The organism is Acinetobacter sp. YH01020, assembly GCF_013420275.1.
In the GTDB taxonomy this organism is placed as follows: domain Bacteria; phylum Pseudomonadota; class Gammaproteobacteria; order Pseudomonadales; family Moraxellaceae; genus Acinetobacter; species Acinetobacter amyesii.
This window is the reverse complement of record NZ_VOYN01000011.1, coordinates 39,585-59,449: the sequence shown is the minus strand read 5'-3', so window position 1 is coordinate 59,449 and position 19,865 is coordinate 39,585. Positions and strand designations below refer to the sequence as shown.

Annotated in this window: 15 protein-coding genes; 5 read left to right on the top strand and 10 right to left on the bottom strand. The window is 40.6% G+C overall.

The window, feature by feature from the left end; genetic code table 11:
• The first annotated feature begins 62 nt into the window (after window positions 1–62).
• A complete protein-coding gene (locus FTT85_RS06540) occupies window positions 63–971 on the top strand; it encodes a DUF4349 domain-containing protein (protein WP_180183152.1) in 909 nt (302 codons plus the stop codon).
• Between the two features lie 119 nt (window positions 972–1,090).
• Here FTT85_RS06540 and FTT85_RS06535 read toward each other — a convergent pair whose 3' ends face one another.
• The 10 genes from FTT85_RS06535 to FTT85_RS06490 form a co-directional block, all read right to left on the bottom strand.
• On the bottom strand, window positions 1,091–1,984 hold the full coding sequence (locus tag FTT85_RS06535; RefSeq protein ID WP_078191428.1) for a LysR substrate-binding domain-containing protein: 894 nt from the start codon (window positions 1,982–1,984) through the stop codon (window positions 1,091–1,093).
• Window positions 1,984–3,189, bottom strand: coding sequence for an MFS transporter (locus tag FTT85_RS06530; RefSeq protein ID WP_180183151.1), 1,206 nt, complete (start codon window positions 3,187–3,189; stop codon window positions 1,984–1,986). The genes FTT85_RS06535 and FTT85_RS06530 overlap by 1 nt, the downstream gene beginning before the upstream one ends.
• A complete protein-coding gene (locus tag FTT85_RS06525; protein WP_180183150.1) occupies window positions 3,186–3,782 on the bottom strand; it encodes a TetR/AcrR family transcriptional regulator in 597 nt (198 codons plus the stop codon). Before FTT85_RS06525 ends, FTT85_RS06530 begins: the two co-directional genes overlap by 4 nt.
• 195 nt (window positions 3,783–3,977) lie before the next feature.
• A complete protein-coding gene (locus tag FTT85_RS06520) occupies window positions 3,978–4,499 on the bottom strand; it encodes an acyl-CoA thioesterase (RefSeq protein ID WP_078191431.1) in 522 nt (173 codons plus the stop codon).
• A gap of 281 nt (window positions 4,500–4,780) precedes the next feature.
• Window positions 4,781–4,957 carry a hypothetical protein gene (locus tag FTT85_RS06515; protein WP_171262670.1) on the bottom strand — a complete coding sequence of 59 codons (177 nt, stop codon included), beginning with the start codon at window positions 4,955–4,957 and terminating at the stop codon, window positions 4,781–4,783.
• Window positions 4,958–5,343: 386 nt separating this feature from the next.
• Entirely contained in the window at window positions 5,344–6,336 is a 993-nt protein-coding gene (locus FTT85_RS06510) for a patatin-like phospholipase family protein (protein WP_180106562.1), read from the bottom strand.
• 242 nt (window positions 6,337–6,578) lie between these two features.
• Window positions 6,579–8,054, bottom strand: coding sequence for a sodium:alanine symporter family protein (locus FTT85_RS06505; RefSeq protein ID WP_180183149.1), 1,476 nt, complete (start codon window positions 8,052–8,054; stop codon window positions 6,579–6,581).
• Between the two features lie 59 nt (window positions 8,055–8,113).
• The gene (gltS, locus tag FTT85_RS06500; RefSeq protein ID WP_168379287.1) at window positions 8,114–9,355 is read right to left on the bottom strand and encodes a sodium/glutamate symporter; all 1,242 of its coding nucleotides are present in this window, start codon (window positions 9,353–9,355) and stop codon (window positions 8,114–8,116) included.
• A gap of 633 nt (window positions 9,356–9,988) precedes the next feature.
• A complete protein-coding gene (locus FTT85_RS06495) occupies window positions 9,989–11,269 on the bottom strand; it encodes a DcaP family trimeric outer membrane transporter (protein ID WP_180007538.1) in 1,281 nt (426 codons plus the stop codon).
• Window positions 11,270–11,911: 642 nt separating this feature from the next.
• Window positions 11,912–13,114, bottom strand: coding sequence for a multidrug effflux MFS transporter (locus FTT85_RS06490; protein WP_180183148.1), 1,203 nt, complete (start codon window positions 13,112–13,114; stop codon window positions 11,912–11,914).
• Window positions 13,115–13,249: 135 nt separating this feature from the next.
• Here FTT85_RS06490 and yccS point away from each other — a divergent pair, with 135 nt between their 5' ends.
• The 4 genes from yccS to FTT85_RS06470 all read left to right on the top strand — a co-directional run bounded on the left by yccS (window position 13,250) and on the right by FTT85_RS06470 (window position 19,830).
• Window positions 13,250–15,418 (top strand): YccS family putative transporter, encoded by a 2,169-nt coding sequence (gene yccS / locus FTT85_RS06485; RefSeq protein WP_180183147.1) that lies wholly within the window; start codon window positions 13,250–13,252, stop codon window positions 15,416–15,418.
• Between the two features lie 85 nt (window positions 15,419–15,503).
• A complete protein-coding gene (locus FTT85_RS06480; protein WP_180183146.1) occupies window positions 15,504–16,064 on the top strand; it encodes a YcxB family protein in 561 nt (186 codons plus the stop codon).
• A 188-nt stretch (window positions 16,065–16,252) separates the two neighbouring features.
• The gene (locus tag FTT85_RS06475; protein WP_180183145.1) at window positions 16,253–18,955 is read left to right on the top strand and encodes a PepSY domain-containing protein; all 2,703 of its coding nucleotides are present in this window, start codon (window positions 16,253–16,255) and stop codon (window positions 18,953–18,955) included.
• A 104-nt stretch (window positions 18,956–19,059) separates the two neighbouring features.
• Window positions 19,060–19,830 carry a YdcF family protein gene (locus FTT85_RS06470; RefSeq protein WP_180183144.1) on the top strand — a complete coding sequence of 257 codons (771 nt, stop codon included), beginning with the start codon at window positions 19,060–19,062 and terminating at the stop codon, window positions 19,828–19,830.
• Window positions 19,831–19,865: the final 35 nt, after the last annotated feature.

The following is a 19,865-nucleotide window of genomic DNA, read 5'->3' as shown; positions in this document are numbered from 1 at the left end:
TATTTAAAGCAAAAAGTATTTACTCCGACTTTCTGACAATCAAACAATTGAGCTCTACATCGATGAAAAATAAATATTTAATTGCCATGCTAACGGTGATTTTAATTTCAGGCTGTTCCAAGAAAACCGAAGAAATGGCAACTGAAGCCAGCGCAGATGCAAAACCTGCTCAAGTCAGTACACAGCAAGATCAAGCAGCGGAAATCACATCCAATGAGCCGTCTACCACGCCTGCAACAACACAGAAACCTGAAACTATTTTAAATGAGCAGGTCAACCCAGCCGAAGCCTCTCGTAAAATGGTTCGAGAAGCCAATGTCAGTTTTGAGTCGAAAGATGTGGTTAAAACGGCCTTAGAAATTGAAAAACTCACGCTAAGTTTAGGCGGCTTTATTGAACAGAAAAATATCGACTTTATGGTGCAAGAGAGTCAATCCTACCCGATTGCTGACGGTAAAATTAAAATCTTTGAAAAAGTAAATCCGCAAGCGGAAATGATCATTCGTGTGCCAAGTGAAAAAGCTGCACATTTCGTTAATCAACTGTTGCCCCTTATGCATTTTTTGAACCGTCAGCAATATTCGGCAAAACGCTATGAGCTAAAACTACTCGAAGAAAAAATGTCGCAAACAACGGTCGTGCCAGACCATGTAGCAGCAGCGCAAGTCAATGAAATCTCACGCCTGACTCGCTTAGAAGTTCAAGATCGTGTCCGCTATAGCACGATTGTGATTGGCTTTACTCAACCTGCCACTGTCCGTGAACATATCGATATTAACCTTGATGCTGTTGCGCAGTTAAATGGCGATAGTTTCTGGCAAAGAGCGTGGTATGGTATTCAAAAAGGTTGGCAATTTGTGTTGAGCCTACTGGTTATTCTCATTACGATTTGGCCACTCTATCTGATTATTTTTATCGGTTTGATTGCCTACCGCGTGATGAAACCCTATTTACAAAAATGGTTTAAATAAATCAGAGCGATAAAGGCAACTTATCATTGAGTCTTTGATTAAAAATACGATAAATAAAAAATCCCGAAGCGCTTAATTCAGGATTTTTTTATTTAAATCTTAGGGCAATATTTAAAGGCTTAGAAAAAGCCCATATAGAACTGCTCTTTTAAGACTTTTAAAATCAATTCGATAGCATCATTTTTACGATCTTTTCGATAGCTTGCATACAAACCAATGGTCGGCAAAGGTTCAACGGTACTTTTAACCAATATTTTATCACCGAGCAAAGGAATGACATAAGACGGTACTAAACTCCAACCGACACCCATACCGACCAAATTGACATTTAACAAAATATTGGTCGAATGCTGCACCAAGTTCACATTCAGTTTATTTTGCTTAAAGAAATCTTGAATAATTCGGTATAGCTCAGGTGATGAATGTTCATCACTAATAATAAAATCCTGATTATTCATGTTTTTAATGCTGATATGCCGCTGTTCTGCCACAGGCGAATTTTTCGGCACAATCAGCGCCAAAGGCTCAGTAAAAATCTGAACAGATTCTATATCAGGGCTTTCTTCGACATAACGGGTAAAGGCAATATCAATCTCTCCTTTACGTACTGCACTGATCTGATCGACATCCATTAAACTATGAAAATGAATTTTCAACTCAGGAAACTGAGCACGGATATTTGGCATGATATAAGGAAAGACCTTCATTTCAGCCACAGGAACAAAGCCGATATTCAGTTGTTCTTTACTGAGCTGCGCAATTTGACGCGCATCAATCATAGCTTTTTCTGCATGCTCTAAACTCAAACGCGCTTCTTTTAAAAAGGCCTGACCTTCTGCAGTCAGTTCAACTTTTCGGTTGGTTCGCATCAATAATTGCACCCCAACTTCCTGTTCTAGATCTTTAATTTGCTGACTTAAAGAAGGTTGCACAGTACACATTCGCTGCGCAGCCTTGGTAAAATTTAGCTCTTCGGCAACCGCAACAAAATATCGTAGATGTCGTAATTCCATTATTCAGCTCCTAAAGCACTGCGTTTGAATTGGTTTGCCACGAATAGACGATACATCCACGTAGTGAACAGCACCATCACCGCACAAAATAAATAGGTTGCCTGAAATCCAAAATATGCAATCAGCGCACCCATAATGACCGAACCGACAGCAAGGCCAATATCAAACAAGGCAAAAAAGGTGGATATCGCATGTCCCATTCGGGCTTTTTCTACCGTTTGAATTGCGACCGTTTGCAGGCATGGGAACACTGAACCGTAGCCGATGCCCATAAAAACGGCCGATATCCAAAGCACCCATTGATTCGTGAGAAAACTAACAATCACCAAACCAAGGGCAAAGCAAATAAAGGATGGATAGATGACTGCACTCGGGCCTTTGCGATCATAAACTTTGCCAACCCAAGGACGGATGATCAACATCGACACAGCAAAAACAATAAAAAAGATACTGGTATAAGCGAGTAAATGCTTCAACTCTGCATAAGCGGTGATAAAACTCATCACACTCGAATATGCAAACGCAGTTAGTAGTGCCACAAAACTGATGGCAAGTACCCGTGTTTCGATCACATCACGCCATTGGATGGCTGCGGATTGGCTCGCTTGATCACTTGATTTAAGTTGTACGTGTTCTTGTATTTGAACTAACCACGTAAAAATATAGCCCACTGCAACCAAGAAGGCTAATACTGCAAATAAGGTACTAAAACTGCTGAATTGAATCATACTCAGCGCTAAAAATGGCCCGATCACCACGCCTAAGTTGGTCGACATGACAAAGTAGCCCATGCCTTCGCCCTTTCGATGATCTGGGATGTAATCATTTACGATGGGAACATTGACCGTGGTTAATATACTGAACCAAAAACCATGTAAAAAACGAATGACCAACAACGACCACATGCTGTCAATCCACAAATAACTCAGCGCAAAAACGACAAAAATAAAGCCTGAAATACGCACAGAATTGGCTTTACCAAAACGTTCAATAATCATGCCGGAAAAGGGACGAATCGCAATGGATGAAACCAAAAATAGCGTCAAAGCCATACCCGCTTGCTGAATCGAACCACCCAATTCTTTCATAATATAAATGGGTAATATGGTCAGCAGCGCAAAGTAATAGCTAAATAAAAACAAGTTATTACTCAGACAAAAAACAAAAGACTTGTTCCATAACGATGCCTGATGTTGAGTAGTCATGAGGTCATTGCCTCGCTGCTACGCGTGGCTTGGTGCTCCGTAAAAATCGGGTTTAGCGCCAACTGCACCAGTCGCTTGATATAGTCTTCATCTGGCTGAGTGTTAAAGAAAATGATCTGATAATGAATCGGGCCATACAACATATCCAACATGAGTTCGAAAGGATAATCCGCGCGAATTTCGCCTCGTTGAATGGCCAATTGGATCAGCTCACGTGTCGCTTCTCGTCGAGGTAACAAATACTGTTTAAAAAACACACCCGCTGCTTCACGATGCTCCGCCAAAACCACGAGCAACGCTCGACCCACGTGCTGATTTAAAGCCCGTGATAGTTTGAGCAATTGTTGATTTAGATTGAACTCTAAACTTTGTGATAAATCGAGTTCAAACACCGACGCGGTGTGTGCTTTAAAAGCATCGAAAACCAGATCGGACTTATGCTTCCACCAACGGTAAATCGTCGATTTTCCCACGCCTGCGCGAGCCGCAATATCTTCAATGGTCATGCTTCGATAATCACTTTCCGCCAAAGCATCTGTGACTGCCTGTAAGATACATTGCTTACGCCGAGAAGTTTTTTCAGTTTCACTCATAATTTAAAAACGAAACGCTACGTATCGTTTCATAATAAACAGTATTGGACTGAATGACTATCTTTAACTGAGCTTTGAAGAATAAACTTTAGTCGCACACTCGGAATTAAAATCCGTACTGCACTTTCCAAACGAATTTCAGATTAAAAAAAGATCGCCTAAGCGATCTTTTCAAATATTCAGCCACCCAAGCGATTAGCTTTGTGTCGATTTTTTATAAATACTGCAAGAAGGATGATGATTTTCCTGTAAACGTGCCACTTTACGATGTTCCGCAGCTTCGAAACGACAACGTTTCCAGTCATTATCTAAATTCAATGCCGGAATTTGTTTCGGTTTACCTTGATCATCAACAGCGACCATTGTGAAATAGCAACTATTGGTATGACGTACTGTACGTTTTTGAATATTCTGAGCTTCAACACGAATACCAATTTCCATTGAAGTACGACCTACATGGTTCACACTTGCAAGGAAAGTCACTAACTCACCCACGTGAATTGGTTCTTTAAAATTCACTTTATCAACTGATAGTGTCACCACGTAGCTACCAGAATAGCGACTTGCACAAGCATACGCGACTTGGTCTAACAATTTTAGAATCGTTCCACCATGCACATTACCCGAAAAATTCGCCATGTCAGGAGTCATTAAAACTGACATCGATAATTCTGACTGGTCGTCTAGTGCATTCGCAATTTGATCTAATGGGGACATCTTGTTTCTCTAGACTCGTGATATAACAATGATTAATGTGATTATTATATAGATTTTAATCAAAATTAAATGTTCAAATCGGCAAAAAAAACATCATTATTATTTATAGTGATCATACCATCATTCAGTAAAATATATATCGATAACGATATACACCCGATAAACAAGTATTTATCACGCTATCTATCAGTTTTTTAATCCAAGCTATGCTGTGTTTTATATTTAAAACATATTCATTAAAACGCGTTGTTCCATCGATTCAACATAGCACGGCATTAAACTTAATCTTCTAAGACTTTTAACATCTCGAAAGATACGTTGTCATAGCTGGTTTTTTGTCCACCATCATTGGTACTTTCTAGCGTATAAGAATTATCTACATGCACATGAGTGACAATAAATACGCTCTCTTCCATCATCGCAAGCTTTACTTTTTGTCCTACATCAAGCGTTTTCATCTACAGCTACCTTTAAAATATTTATTGGTTTTAAGTATTAATAACCTGACGATATTCTAAACACTTCAACAGTATTGGTAAACGTAAGCACATGAATAAAAACGCTAATATAGGTATATACTCTTAAAATCTACGTAAAACCAATTAATATGATTTTCTTAATTAATTTCAATTAATTAACTGTATATTTTCTTATTATTACGATTTTTATATTTGGCAAATCTTTTGATTAAGACCTAAAACCAATCAACATCCAATATATTAATGATTACTAGATACTATTGAGCATGGGAAGAGCTGAGAGCAAAAATTAAAATGCTTAGCTGAAATAAAAATGCACCCTGCTAGGTGAACAGGATGCATGTCAATTTACGGATCGTACCAACCTAGTCTTTGGCTGCTAAATAAGGAATATGATGTCCCTTGCTATATTGATGTTCAGCATAAACCCGAGAAATCTCTCCAAGTTTTTCTAAGGTTGCCTCTTCACCTGCAAGCATCGTCGCTTCACGACCTTTTACATCAAATATATGTGCTTTTTCACGTAAATCAGGTTGAATCACAATGTCTGCTCGCTTGAGTTCTTCTTGAGCTAAACGATTTTGCATAATATTGATATTTTGGTTAAACAAGCCCCAAACATTCGACGTTTCGGTATGAATCGGTCGTGCCAAAATATCCACCGCAATAATAATATCCGCCCCTAAATCGCGTGCAACGTCCACAGGAACAGGGCTGACCAAGCCACCATCGACATATTCTGTGTCTTCAATAATCGTTGGAATAAACATGCTCGGAATCGACACCGAAGCACGAACAGCCTGCCCCGTATTGCCATAGTTGAACACGACTTTTTTGCCATCCTTTAACTCGGTTGCCACCACATACATTGGGGTTTTTAGCAACTCTAAAGGCACGTCATCAACTTGCTCATTGATATAATCTTCAACTTTTTTACCGTCAAAAAAGCCTTTTTTGTCCAAACGTATTTCTCGAACATCATTGGCTTTCATATTTAAGGCGATATCTCTTAACTCATTGGCACTTTTACCTGAAGCATAGATTGAACCCACAATGCTACCCGCACTGGTTCCGACAATGAAATCAGGGTGTATTCCCTGCTGTTCAAGTATTTGAATGGCGCCAATGTGCGCATAACCACGTGCCCCACCACTCCCTAAAACCAAAGCAACAATCGGACGCTTTTCCTGCTTTTTCACTTTTTTAAAGTCAATGCGGTTATTCGCCACCTGTGCAGGTGCTGCTGTATAAGTCCGAATTTGTGAGGTTGTTTCAGCGCTGATCGTTTTTGAGCCCACACTTTGACAACCCACAAGGCTGATTGCTAATGCAGTCATCAAAACAGTTATGCTTTTCATTGAGAGATATTCCAAATGCAACTCGAGATTTGAAGAGAAAAAGTAGTCTAATCAGTCCGCATTCACGTCACTGTTATTATTCGTTAATGCCTCTGACCGATGCACATTATATTGACATACAACCTAGAAAGTCATTGGCTGTCAAAATTTCAATGTCTAGCAGAATTTCCACATCAGGATTTAAGCTCTTATCTAGCAAAAAAAGCCCCGACAACGGAGCTTTTTAAAGTTAATTTTTGACTTTACCAAATATCGGAATTAACACGATCCTTATATTTTGGATGTTCATCCATCTTAAACACTGGCTCTTTTACACCACGTTTTAACTGTGAGGTGTAGTCTTTCATCAACATCAATAAGAATGGAGTCAGCAATAAAATTGCAAAGAGGTTAATACTCGCCATCACGCCCATGAAGAGATCCGCTAAGTTCCAAATCAGAGGCACACTCATGATTGAACCAAAGTACACCATCATGAGGACGAATACGCGGAATACAAACATGACCTTAGGATTGTTATTGATAAACTGCACATTACCTTCAGCATAAGCATAGTTACCGATTACTGAAGAATAAGCGAATAAGAACAAGATAATAGCAAGGAAGTCATCTCCCCATGCGCCAATCTGGCTTTCAAGCGCCATTTGCGTCAAAGCAACGCCTTCAAAGCCTGCATTTTCATACAAACCGGACGCCAAAATAATGATGGCCGTACAGGTACACACCACAAATGTGTCGACAAATACACCGAGCATTTGAACTAAGCCTTGATTGACTGGGTGTTTAACGTCTGATGCTGCCGCAGCATTGGGTGCAGAACCCATACCGGCTTCATTGGAGAATAAACCACGTTTAATGCCTTGCATCATTGCCATAGAAACCATAGCACCGAAAAAACCACCTGCTGCTGCATCAAATTCAAAGGCTTTACTGAAAATTAACTGGAAAATATCTGGGAGAATCGCAAAGTTAGCAAATGCAACATAGAAAGCAACTGCGAGATAAAGCAAAGCCATAAAGGGCACAAATCTTTCTGCAACTTTGGCGATCCGTTTAATCCCGCCAAAAATAATCAGCGCAGTTATGAGCACCAAGAATAAGCCCACCCAAGAGATTTCAAAACCGAAACCACCTAAGTCTAAAATGATGTTGGCTTTATCCCAGCCCCACGCATGTGAGGTCGCACCTGTAATCGCATTGGCTTGCACCGCATTAAAGACAAAACCATAGGTTGAAATCAGCGCGATGGCAAAAACCACACCCAACCACTTTTGCTTTAAACCTTGTGTAATGTAATACGCTGGTCCACCACGGAATTGCTGATTTTGCGTATCACGCACTTTAAAGAGCTGTGCAAGTGAAGATTCCACAAATGCTGAACTCATGCCTAAAAATGCGGTAAACCACATCCAAAACACTGCACCTGGCCCACCAATTGCAATCGCAATTGCAACACCTGCGACATTACCTACGCCGACACGACTGGCCAGTCCCGTCACAAAGGCTTGGAATGGTGTAATCCCATGTTCATCATCGCCTTCTTTACGGCTAGATTTCATCACTTGAATACTATGAAAAAATAGACGAATCTGAACTGCGCCAGTGATTAAGGTATAGAAAATACCAACCGCCACTAAGAATACGACTAAGAAATCCCAAAGCGGATCATTAAAAACTTTGACCCAGCCCATGAGAGTTGCATTTAATTGTTCATCCATAATCAATACCTAAAATGCGAATACAAAAACAAAGGCTCTAAATTAGAGCCTTAGTAGAATTAAGCGAAAAATTTGAGAATTAATTGAATAACCGTCGCATTAATTAAGTCAACAAAGAATGCACCACATAGCGGCACAATTAAGAATGCCTTATGTGAAGGGCCATACATATTTGTAATCGCTTGCATATTTGCCACAGCCGTCGGGGTTGCACCCATACCAAAACCACAGTGACCTGCTGATAAAACAGCAGCATCGTAGTTTTTACCCATGACACGGAAAGTCACAAAAGCAGCATACAAAGCCATCGTCAGCGTTTGTGCACCCAAAATGACTACAAGTGGGCCAGCGAGATCGGACAATTGCCATAACTTTAATGACAACAATGCCATCGCCAAATACAAAGATAGAGATGCATTACCAAATACATCGATAGCGCGGTCAAAAATTTGTACACGGAAAATACCCTCCAGTACATTTCGCAAAATTACACCACCAGCCAGTGCCCAAACAAATGTCGGTAATTCAAATACAGTACCTTTACTAAAATCGGTCATGAAGTCCGCAAATGCTAAACACCCTGCAAATAAACCTAATGTGGTAATCGCATTATCTGCTGTAATAAGACGAACTCGATGCGGATATTCAAACGGCACATATTCTGTTGAATTAATATCTGCTAGAGGAGTGTTATCACTTTTTTCAATTTGTTCATGAGTACGAGGCGTTGCAAGTTGATAGCGGTTAATTAATAGCTTAGCCAGTGGACCACCGATAATACCGCCAATAATCAAACCAAATGTCGCACTTGCCATACCTAAGGCTAATGCACCTTGAATGCCATGTTGAACTTCTAAAATTTCACCCCATGCGCCTGCAGTACCATGACCACCGGTAAGGGTAATAGAACCTGCAATCAAACCAATAAGAGGGTCAATACCTAGCACCGTCGCAAGACTGATACCTACGAGGTTCTGCACCATGATGAATGAAGCAACAGCGACGATAAAGATGACCAAGCCGATTCCGCCCTCTTTTAATTTGGCAAAGTTTGCACTTAAGCCAATAGAAGCGAAGAAAATCAGCATGAAACTCGTTTGTAATTCACTACTCGTTGTAATGCTATAGCCCCAAAGACTGTGTACCACCAAAGAAATAATCGCGGCAACTAAACCACCGGCAACAGGCTCTGGAATGTTATATCGGCCTAAAAAGCCAATACGATTAACTAGAAACCGTCCCAACAAAAGCACAATTACCGCTGCGATTAAGGTATAAAACGCGTTAAAACTAAATTCCATATAATTTGTCCAAAATTATTTGAATATTTTTAAAGCTCTTCTATCAGCATTAGCTGCCTTTATGGTCTGAAATACAACTACATTTTGTAATTTCAAATCAATAATGCAATTAAACGACTCAAGCTAAAGAGTTTGAAAAATATTCATCATCTGATTCAAATAAGTAAGTCTGAGCTTTAAAAATCAACTCAAAATGACTAACAAATCGCTAAAAGTTTTAAATTGAGAAACAGCCTCAAATGAAGCAAATTTAATGACAGAACATTGTGTATGTCTGTACTGTTTCGCACTATTTCTGAAAAGTCGCACATTATGCAGCCTGAACAATAAAATTTCAGTACTTTTTATTACAAAAAGTTAATTTTTCTATAATTTAAAGTTATATCCAATTGTTTTTATTTAAATGCATTCGTATTTTTTATCTATATAAAATATTAAAGATTTAAGCGTGATCTATACACTGTACGTGGTTCAACGCCTGCTTTAACCAGTACGACATCATGACTCAGGCGATTTAATGAATCTATCTGTTTAGTGCTGTGAGTTCATTTGTGTTAATACATCCTCTGTTTAAACAAAAAAAGCCTGAACTAAGTCAGGCTTTTTTGATCGATTCTGATCGATGATTTGAGCTTAGAAGCTATATTTAGCCATTAAGCCAACGCGGTCATCGTTATAAGATTCACCAGCAAAGTTTTTGCGTTTACCGTTCACATATTCCAAGCCAAGTTCAACTGGTTTTACAGGTGCGTAAATAAAGTTAATCCAAGCTTGCTGTGCTTCTTCGTTCGCATTTGAATTCAATGCATCTTTCGCATACGCGCTGCCATCATCCGCAAATAGCGCGCCGTAAGCTAAAGTCGAACGTAGTTTTTCATTAAACTTATAAGTTGCACCCACTTGTACAGCAGTGAATTTGTTTTGCTCGATGTTTCCATCTACAACAGAGTAAGCCGAGTTAGAACCATATAAATAGTTGCTGTTGCCTTCTGTATACGAGACATCACCATTCAATTTCAATTGATCAGTCACTGCATAAGATGCACCCGCTGCTACACCCCAAGCTGTTTCTGTATCATCCGCAGCTTTAGATTTGTAGTTTTCAACCAATGCACGAGCTGAAGCGGTACCTTTACCTGCAGCAAAACCTTGAGTCACTTTGGCAGTTAAGTTTGGAAGGCGATATGTCGGATCTGCAGCAACAGTCCCTTTACTATCCCCTTCTTCCGCAGAAACAAATAGTTGAGTATCTGGAGCTAATTTGTAGTTATAACGAACTTGAGGAATACGTGTAGTACCACCACCCAAGTTTGTATTGAAATCAATCATTTCTGGTGCATGGCTAGACAAGAAGTTAGATGTCGTTTGACCAAATAACCAGTTGTTAAAGGTTAAGTAACCGTGACGTAAGCGAAGTCCATCATTTGAACCACTTGCATCTGCAAAGTCGACTTCAATTTTACCGCCCACTTTATTATCACCACCGACAGGTGCTGTAAAATCTAAACCAAAACGTGTGGTTTTTGCAGTTGCGCGAAGTTTATCTCGTGCTTCTTCTTTAGACGTATGTACGTTGTTGAAGTCGTTATCCGCACCTTCAATGATGTAGTTTGCATCACCACGAACAAAACCATAAAGACTTACATCTGCACCTGTTTTAGATTTCAAGCTTGCAGCTGGAGTAGCTGGTGGCGGTGGTGGTGCAACAGGACGCGCTTTAACTTGCTGAATCTCTGTTTGTTGCTGTTGTTGAACTTGCTGCTGCGCTTTAATCAAACTTTTCAGTTCTGCAACTTCTGCACGTAATTGTTCAATTTCAGAAGTATTGCTGCCTGCATGAGCCATTGAGACCGTAGCCAAACTCATGGCAACAACAAGGGTTTTCATTGGGTGGAATACAGTTTGAGTTTTCATCCTAAGCTCTCTATTGTCCTGTCATTGTTGTATGCCCTAACTCTGGGCGCTTTGTTATTCGCCTATTTGAGCGGACAAATTTCAAGCTGCATATCCGTGCTTTAGTCGCATTAAAGTCCCAACTTGCAGCCCTTAATAACGAAATACTTGAAAGCAAAAAGCAAAAACGCTGAATCCATCACTGAAAATAGACTGAAATATTTAGTTAAAATTCAGACTTAGCCGATTCAGATGGCAAAAAAGCTCAACACTCATACCTTAAAGGTAAATATCCATACCCTATAGGTATGTCATAAAAACGATAAAATCCGACACATTACCGATAGAGGCATTCGATATGTAGTGATCTAGCATAAAGCACTGTGTTTAATGCAAATAATACTTATTTATCAGTTGCTCTATTTCATTACAATGGGACTACAGCGATCCACCGTTTCACTTTTTATTTTCAAGTGGATGATTGTTTAGAGATAAATTTCGAGTAAACAGATACTGCCCTCACAATGGGAAAATAGCACCCTCATTCATCGTTATGGATGATGAACATTTATAATGAGTGACGCGGATATTTGATCAAAATACTAGTACGTTGATGACCGACGTTTAAGTCAAATGACCTAAACATCATCACCTGCATTCAGCTCACCCCATCGTTGAAGCTTTTAAACTGCGCATAGTAATCATTGCAACAACTACAAATAGCAACATAATCAGGGCCATATTGATCAGCGCTGACCATACTAAAAAGTTCAAAAACACTCCGGCCAATAGACCACAGGCAAATTGCATACTTCCCATAATGGCACTGGCTGTGCCAGCTCGTGAGCCTTGTTCAGACATCGCCAATGCCATCGCATTTGGACCAGTGAAGCCGATTGAAGCAACACATAAGAACATGCCCAACATTACAACAATGATAGAGGAAAGATTAAATAATCCTGCCGCCAATAAGATCAGCACACCACACAATTGGAGTGCATTACCCAATTGCAAACGATGGCGAACATCCAGTCGATTTGCAAGTTTCTTATTGAGGGTTGAAAACACCATAATCCCTAAAGCATTCGCCCCAAATACATAAGCAAATTGCTGTTGGCTCAGACCATAACCATCCATTAAAATGGCAGATGAGCCACTGATATAACAAAATAAAATTGCGCCAGAAAAACAGCCTGTGAGCATCGGTTTACGGAAAGTTTCGTCCTGTAAAATCGCACCATATAAACCTAAGACTTGTTTCAAACTTAATTTTAAGCGTCGCTCAACAGGCAGGGTTTCTTGAAAGAAAAAATGTACGCAGAAAAGACAAAAAATACCGACAAGCACCAATACCGCAAATATGTATTGCCATTCAAACACCTGCAATACCCATGCGCCTAAAGTAGGTGCAATGATCGGTGCAATTGTTGTCACGATCATCATACTCGCAAAGGCTTGAGCAGAAGCTTGCATACTTAAGCGATCACGAATTGCAGCACGGGCAATCACCACACCAACACAGCCACCCAAGGCTTGCAAAACGCGAGCCGCGATCAAGCTCCATTCACTATTGGCAAAGACACATAGAAAACTGGCACAAATATATAAAACCAAACCGAAATACAGCGGTGTTTTACGCCCAATGCGGTCGCTGACTGGCCCATAAATTAACTGGCCAATCGCCAAACCCAAGAAATACGCTGGAAGACTATTGGCCACTTGTTGCGTTGTGACACCAAAATCGTCGGCCATTTGAGGCAAAGCAGGCAAATACATGTCGATTGAAAGTGGCCCTAAAGCAGTCAGCAACGCCAATAAGACGATCCAGCGTTGAGAAAATTCCTTTTGTGATTCGGCGCTTTTCATAAGAATAATTCATTTATCGCAAGCAAGTTTTGCAGACAAGTTTACACTGCACATAGTATTATTTCTTGGCTTCAATGTGAAAATTCACACGATACACATTGCTTACTGCCCCATCGCTTTAGCAAAGGAATAATTTTGAACGCCTGGCTCGCACGACTGAAACAAGCAACCTATAACACGACCTTTATGTATAACTTGCGCATGGTCATTGCCTTCGCAGGAACAGCCTTTGTCCCATATTTTTTAGATCAGCAATTGATGACCATTCCCCTCACCTTGGGTGTGGTTGCCGCAGGTCTAAGTGATATCGATGACCGCTTTTCAGTCCGTGTGCTCAATCAAATTTATACTTATATTGGGTTCTTTATTACTGCGGTATCCATTTATCTGTTGTCCCCGCATCCGATTTTATTTGCATTAGGCCTGATCGTTTCTTGTATCGGTTGGATTCTTTTGGGTTCATTGGGTCGTCGCTATGCCACCATTTCTTATGGTTGTTTGGTGATCTCCGTGTATTCCATGCTTGGGGTCGAACTTTTTGAAAATTGGTATACACAAGCAGGTTTATTGGTCATCGGTGCGATGTGGTATGGACTGCTTTCGACTTTGAGCTTTCTGCTGTTTCCAGTGCGTCAAGTTCAGGACAAATTGGCGCAAAGCTATTCGTCTCTAGGTGACTTCTTATTTGCAAAATCTAACTTGTTTGATGTCGATATGACACCGGAAAGTTATCAGCAAAGTTTGATCGAGCTGTCGCTCGAAAATGGCAAATTGATTGGCATTTTCAACGATATGAAAACGGCCTTATTAACGCGTTTAAAAGGCGACCGTGGACAAAAAGATACACGTCGTAGCCTGCAATATTATTTTGTCGCGCAAGACATTCATGAACGTGCCGATTCCGCACATATTGATTATCAAAAATTGACCCGTATTTTTGAACATAGTGATATTTTATTTCGCTTTCAACGCGTGCTCTCGATTCAAGGAAAAGCCTGTAAAGATTTGAGTATCAGCATCTTACAGCGAAAACCTTATCATCATAATCAACGCTTTAAACATGCATTCCACAATCTAAAACTGTCACTCGAAAAGCTGCGTGAAGAGCAAAAATATGATGAAGTTTGGATCAACTCTTTATTTGCTTTATACCAAAACCTAAAAGGCATAGATGCGCAATTACGTAACGTCGAAACCGAGCGTTATATTGACCGACAAGCCCTGATTGAAAATCGTTTAAAAGATGATGATTTAAAAGGTTGGGACGACATCGTCATTCGATTCAAACAACATTTGAGCCCTGAGTCGGTGCTGTTCCGTCATGCTGTGCGTTTATCGACCGTGTTATTTATTGGTTATATTTTTGTCCAAGTGACCAATATCAGTTATGGCTATTGGATTTTATTGACTGCCCTGTTTGTCAGCCAGCCGAACTTTAACGCCACCAAGCGCCGCCTCTATTTACGTATCATTGGCACATTGGTCGGGATTATTTTAGGTTATGCAATTTTATATTTTGTCCCTTCTGTCGAAGGTCAGTTATTACTGCTCATTTTAAGTGGCGTACTGTTTTTTGAATTACGCAGTAAGCAATATGCACAAGCTACTGCATTTATTACCATTTTGGCGCTGATCAACTTTAACTTAGATGGCATGGGTTTTGCCGCAGCTATGCCGCGTATGATTGATACACTGATTGGTTGTGCCTTGGCATGGTTTGGTGTGAGTTTCATTTTCCCAGATTGGAAATTCCGTCGCCTGCCTCGAACCATCAGCCGTTCGATTCAAGCGCAGTGTGATTATTTGGCCGAAGTGGTTGAACAATACAAATCTGGTCGTAATAACGGGTTGAATTATCGTGTGGTCCGTCGTGCAGCCCATAATACCGATGCAGAAGTGGCTTCACTGATTTCCACTTTAGCCACCGAACCCGATACCGATCCGACTCAAAAAGCTTTAGCCTTTGAGTTTTTGTGCCTCAATCATACCTTTATTAGTTATATCGCAGCCTTGGGTGCGCATCGTGAAAAAATTCAAGACCAACAGGTCTTAACCTTATTGGATAAAGCCACAGATGACATTCAAGGTGCATTGCTGCGTGACGAAGTTCCAGACTTATCTGCGCAAAATATGTTGCAAGAAATCCGTCAGCGTTTGTCACAAAACAGTGAGGAAGATCAAAAATCCTTGATTGTGCTACAACAGCTTTCTTTGATGTTTAACGTGTTGAACCAATTTAGCCAATTGAAACAAAATCTCAGTCATGAGCATGATCAAGCATCGACGGAACTGGCTTCACTATAATTTGGATGATTTTGGAACAATATACTCACTGAATTGGTATAAATAATGCTAAACTTTTTACAGTTTTAAATCTGTTACTTTCACTATGACCGCAAAAAATTTATATGCCTACACGCTAGAGCCAGTGGCTTATGAAATTTCTGAAGAAGAACAACGTTATGCTCAACTTGTTCTGTCTCGCAGTAACTTCAAAATTGGCAAAAAAGCATGGCTAATTATGGGTGCAATTCTTGCACTGGCACTCTTGGGCCTCATCTTTATTAAGAACTATTCAACAGTATTTTGCTGGGTAGCTATTGTCTGTGTCGTGATTTACTTCCTTGTGCGTAAATTCGGTATCGAATGGTATGCGAAACGCAAACTGAACGAAGTCCCTGTACAAGAAATTAAAGGCATTCGTATGGGTGTTCAGCCGCATGGGATCTCTATGCAGCAACGTATGGGCACAAACATGGGGACGATGACTGTCGGTTGGAAAGACATTCATGAATGGTATGACACCAAAGACTTCATCCTTTTGAACTTTAAAGTAAAGGGTCAAGACGGCGCATACATCTTGCCTAAACGTATGGATAGCAAGAAGTTTCCATTTTCGACCATTCGTAAACATTTAAATGAAACTGTAGGCCCTGCTAAACCAATTTAAGCCTAACAGACATTTGTGTATAAAAAGCCTCCTCTCTTTGGAGGTTTTTTTATGTGTTTAATTTTTGAATAATTATTGATAATTACAATAATGAGAATGAATATTACTTACTTTTTCCACATTCTCCACTAAATCATCGTTTATAATTCGTCGCAATTCAGCAACCTTTTATCAATATTAAATTCATCATGTTTAAGAAAACCCTTTTCCAGATTCACTGGTTCTTGGGGATTAGTGCCGGCTTAATACTCTCGCTTATGGGGGTTACAGGTGCCATTTATTCCTATGAACAGCAAATACTTAAAGCAATCAATCAGGACAGTTTTGTGGTTCAGGCTCAACAGCAGCCTAAACTAACCCCTGCTGAGCTTTATCAGCACTTTAGTCAGTCTGATCCTGACATGAAAATTAACAGCATCTCTATTGCCTCAGATGCTACCGCCTCAAGTACCGTGAATATTGTCAAAGAAGGTGCTCGTCGTGGCTATAACATGATGGTTAACCCCTATACAGCCGAAGTTTTACCTGAAATCAAAGGTCAAAAATTCTTCCAGTTTGTACAGCAACTACACCGTAATTTAACCGTTGGCCCTGTAGGTAAACAAATTACGGGCGCATGTACACTCATGCTGATTTATTTTGTATTGAGTGGTTTATATCTGCGCTGGCCAAAAAGACATTCTGTAAAACAATGGCTTGCAGTAAAACCGAAGCTCAAAGGACGTAATTTCCTATGGGATTTACATGCAGTCGTCGGCACATGGGTGATTGTTTTTTATCTCATTTTGGCATGTACAGGTCTGTACTGGTCTTATGATTGGTGGCGTAATGGCATGTTTAAAGTCATGGGCGTTGAACGTCCACAGCCCCAATTGCAAGAAGGTCCAAAAACGAATGGACAACCTGCTGAACAGGCGGGCGAAAAGCAAAGCGCTGAAAAACAAGCCACTGAAGCAGGACAAACTCGTGGTGAACACCAAGCACGTTCTGAAAGAAACCCTGCAACGTCGAGTCCCTCTGAACACGGCTCTCAAGAAAACAAACATGGTGCTGAAGGTCGCGGAGAAAAACGTGGTCTAAAACCTAAACAAGTAAATATTGCTCTTACGCAAAGTTGGAACGGCTTTAATCAAAATATTGGTCGTGAATACTCAAGTGTCACTTTTAATATTCCGAAAAAAGCCAATGGTGAATTAGAGATTAACTTCGTCGATGCAGTCCCTCAACATGAGCGTGCTCGCAACAAAGCGACTTATAACTACCAAACGTCTGCACTCACCGATATCGAGTTATACGAAGATAAAAAGTTGAATGAAAAAATCATGACCAGCATGTTGCCTGTGCATCGTGGTAGTTTCTTCGGACCGATTTATCAGTTCTTTGTGGTTATTGCATCCCTCATGATGCCGCTGTTCTTTGTCACAGGATGGATGCTCTATCTCAAACGTCGTAAACAGAAAAAACTGACACAGCAAGCCCGTCAAAGCTTAGCACCAGTTACCATCGACCCCAATGCACAGCCTTGGTTAATTTGCTATGCATCACAAACAGGTCAGTCTGAACAATTGGCATGGCGTACAGCAACAAGCTTGCAAGAGGCTCGTCAGCCTGTCACAGTGAAAGCTGTTCAGCAACTTTCAGCAGATGAATTAACGCAAGCCTCTCAGGTTTTATTTGTTGCAAGTACCTATGGCACTGGCGAAGCACCTGACCTTGCTTCAAGCTTTGAACATAAACTGATGACACAAAACCTCGATTTGAGTCATGTTCAGTTTGCCGTATTAGCTCTAGGTTCTGAAGAATATCCCGATACTTTCTGTAGCTTTGGTAATGCGATTCATCGCTGGATGCAAAGTAATGCTGCGAAGCCCCTATTTAACACGATTGAAGTCAATAATGGCGACACCCAAGCCATTCAAGCATGGAATAGCGCTTTAGCCAAAGCGACTAAACTTGAACTTCAGCACATGCAAATTGAAAAAACTTTTGATGCATGGACATTGAGCAAACGTGATTTACTCAACCCGAACAGTTTAGGTGCACCTGCATTTAATATTGAGTTAAAACCGCAACATGAAGCCAATTGGCAAGCGGGTGATATTGCAGAGATTCAGCCGGGTAATAGTGCTGAACGTATTGCAAACTTCATGCAAAAGTACCAAATTCAAAGTCAGCAAGTGGTTGATTCTACTCAGCAACGTATTGAAGATGCATTATGGGATCGTAACCTAAATACGGATGTTGAACCCTTTGCCAACCTTGATCATTTGCTTGAACAGCTTCCACCGCTTCCAACTCGTGAATACTCCATTGCCAGTATTCCAAGTCAGCAAGTATTACGCTTAGTGGTGCGTCAGCAGTCCAATGCGGATGGTGAACTTGGCTTAGGCTCAGGGTGGTTAACACAACATGCTGCGATCAATAGCACACTACAACTGCGTATTCGTACCAATGAATCATTCCATCTGATTGCAGATAATCGTCCTGTGATTTGTATTGGTAACGGTACAGGTATTGCTGGTTTACTCAGCCTGTTACATACACGAGTTCGTCAAGACTATACGCAAAACTGGCTGATTTTTGGTGAGCGCCAACGCGCACATGATTTCTTTTATCAAGACATCATTGAAGCATGGCAAAACACGGGCTTAGTACAACGCATAGACCTCACCTTCTCTCGTGATCAAGCGGAGAAGCGCTATGTGCATCATGAGCTACGTGATCAAGCGGTCTTATTAAAATCATGGGTAGAACAAGGTGCCGTGATCTATGTTTGCGGTAGTATCAACGGTATGGCAACGGACGTTGACCACGCACTGATTGATATATTAGGTGAAGATGTCGTGGCTGAACTGCGTCAAGCTGGACGTTACTGCCGTGATGTTTACTAATAAGATGTTTACTAATCAATAGCCCCAACTCAAAACCAGACCTCGTGTCTGGTTTTTTTCACGCTATACTTAGGCCAAATACGAATACTGCTTTAATTTTTTGCATGAAAAGAATACTACTGCTTTGTGTAGGCTTGCTGCTCTGCGTAGACGCCATTTGGTTACTTACATTAGATAAAATTCATTTAGGCATTCTTTTACCCTTAGTCATTGGGTGTATTTTTCTTTTATCTGGACTATTTGCAACGCAAATCCACAATATTTTAGATCAATCTCCCAAACTCGAAAGGCTCTGGCATGCTGCATGGTGGTTGTTTTGGCTTTGGCTATTGAGCCTTTTGCTGTTTTTTGCGTATTTACACTTCAATAGCCAGCAATCCAGGCCATTTACTTCCGTCCAAGCCATCATTGTTTTGGGTAGCGGTATTGAAAATGGTCAACCCTCTCCGACCTTAAAGGCACGTCTCGATGCCGCAGCACCGTATGCCTTGAAACAGCCCAATACAATTATGATCATGACGGGTGGTTTAGGCTTTAATGAAAAAATGACCGAATCTTCTGTCATGAAACGCTATTTACTTCAACACTATGATATTTCAGCCGCACGCATATATGAAGAAAGCAGAAGTACCAGTACAGAATTCAATCTGATCAATAGTAAAATGATTTTAAAACGACATCAGATTTCGCTTGATGCCCCCATTGCGATTGCCAGTAGTGATTTTCATCTCCCACGTGCAAAAGCAATTGCACGAAAGTTAGGCTATACACAGGTGTATACCATTGCAGCGCCAACACCGCTGTACATCCGCTACAATTCTTGGCTACGAGAATATTTTGCCTTTTTGAGCGGATTTGTACTCAACGAATATTAAAAAAAGCCCTTGTTCGATTAGTGAACAAGGGCTTT

Bases quoted from the DNA above. Each gene is read 5' to 3' on its own strand.
- FTT85_RS06535 (WP_078191428.1), bottom strand. From the start codon at position 1,984: ATGGAATTACGACATCTACGATATTTTGTTGCGGTTGCCGAAGAGCTA.
- FTT85_RS06505 (WP_180183149.1), bottom strand. From the start codon at position 8,054: ATGGATGAACAATTAAATGCAACTCTCATGGGCTGGGTCAAAGTTTTT.
- FTT85_RS06480 (WP_180183146.1), top strand. From the start codon at position 15,504: ATGACCGCAAAAAATTTATATGCCTACACGCTAGAGCCAGTGGCTTAT.
- FTT85_RS06525 (WP_180183150.1), bottom strand. From the start codon at position 3,782: ATGAGTGAAACTGAAAAAACTTCTCGGCGTAAGCAATGTATCTTACAG.
- gltS (WP_168379287.1), bottom strand. From the start codon at position 9,355: ATGGAATTTAGTTTTAACGCGTTTTATACCTTAATCGCAGCGGTAATT.
- FTT85_RS06475 (WP_180183145.1), top strand. From the start codon at position 16,253: ATGTTTAAGAAAACCCTTTTCCAGATTCACTGGTTCTTGGGGATTAGT.
- FTT85_RS06540 (WP_180183152.1), top strand. From the start codon at position 63: ATGAAAAATAAATATTTAATTGCCATGCTAACGGTGATTTTAATTTCA.
- FTT85_RS06490 (WP_180183148.1), bottom strand. From the start codon at position 13,114: ATGAAAAGCGCCGAATCACAAAAGGAATTTTCTCAACGCTGGATCGTC.
- FTT85_RS06470 (WP_180183144.1), top strand. From the start codon at position 19,060: ATGAAAAGAATACTACTGCTTTGTGTAGGCTTGCTGCTCTGCGTAGAC.
- FTT85_RS06510 (WP_180106562.1), bottom strand. From the start codon at position 6,336: ATGAAAAGCATAACTGTTTTGATGACTGCATTAGCAATCAGCCTTGTG.
- FTT85_RS06520 (WP_078191431.1), bottom strand. From the start codon at position 4,499: ATGTCCCCATTAGATCAAATTGCGAATGCACTAGACGACCAGTCAGAA.
- FTT85_RS06515 (WP_171262670.1), bottom strand. From the start codon at position 4,957: ATGAAAACGCTTGATGTAGGACAAAAAGTAAAGCTTGCGATGATGGAA.
- FTT85_RS06495 (WP_180007538.1), bottom strand. From the start codon at position 11,269: ATGAAAACTCAAACTGTATTCCACCCAATGAAAACCCTTGTTGTTGCC.
- FTT85_RS06530 (WP_180183151.1), bottom strand. From the start codon at position 3,189: ATGACTACTCAACATCAGGCATCGTTATGGAACAAGTCTTTTGTTTTT.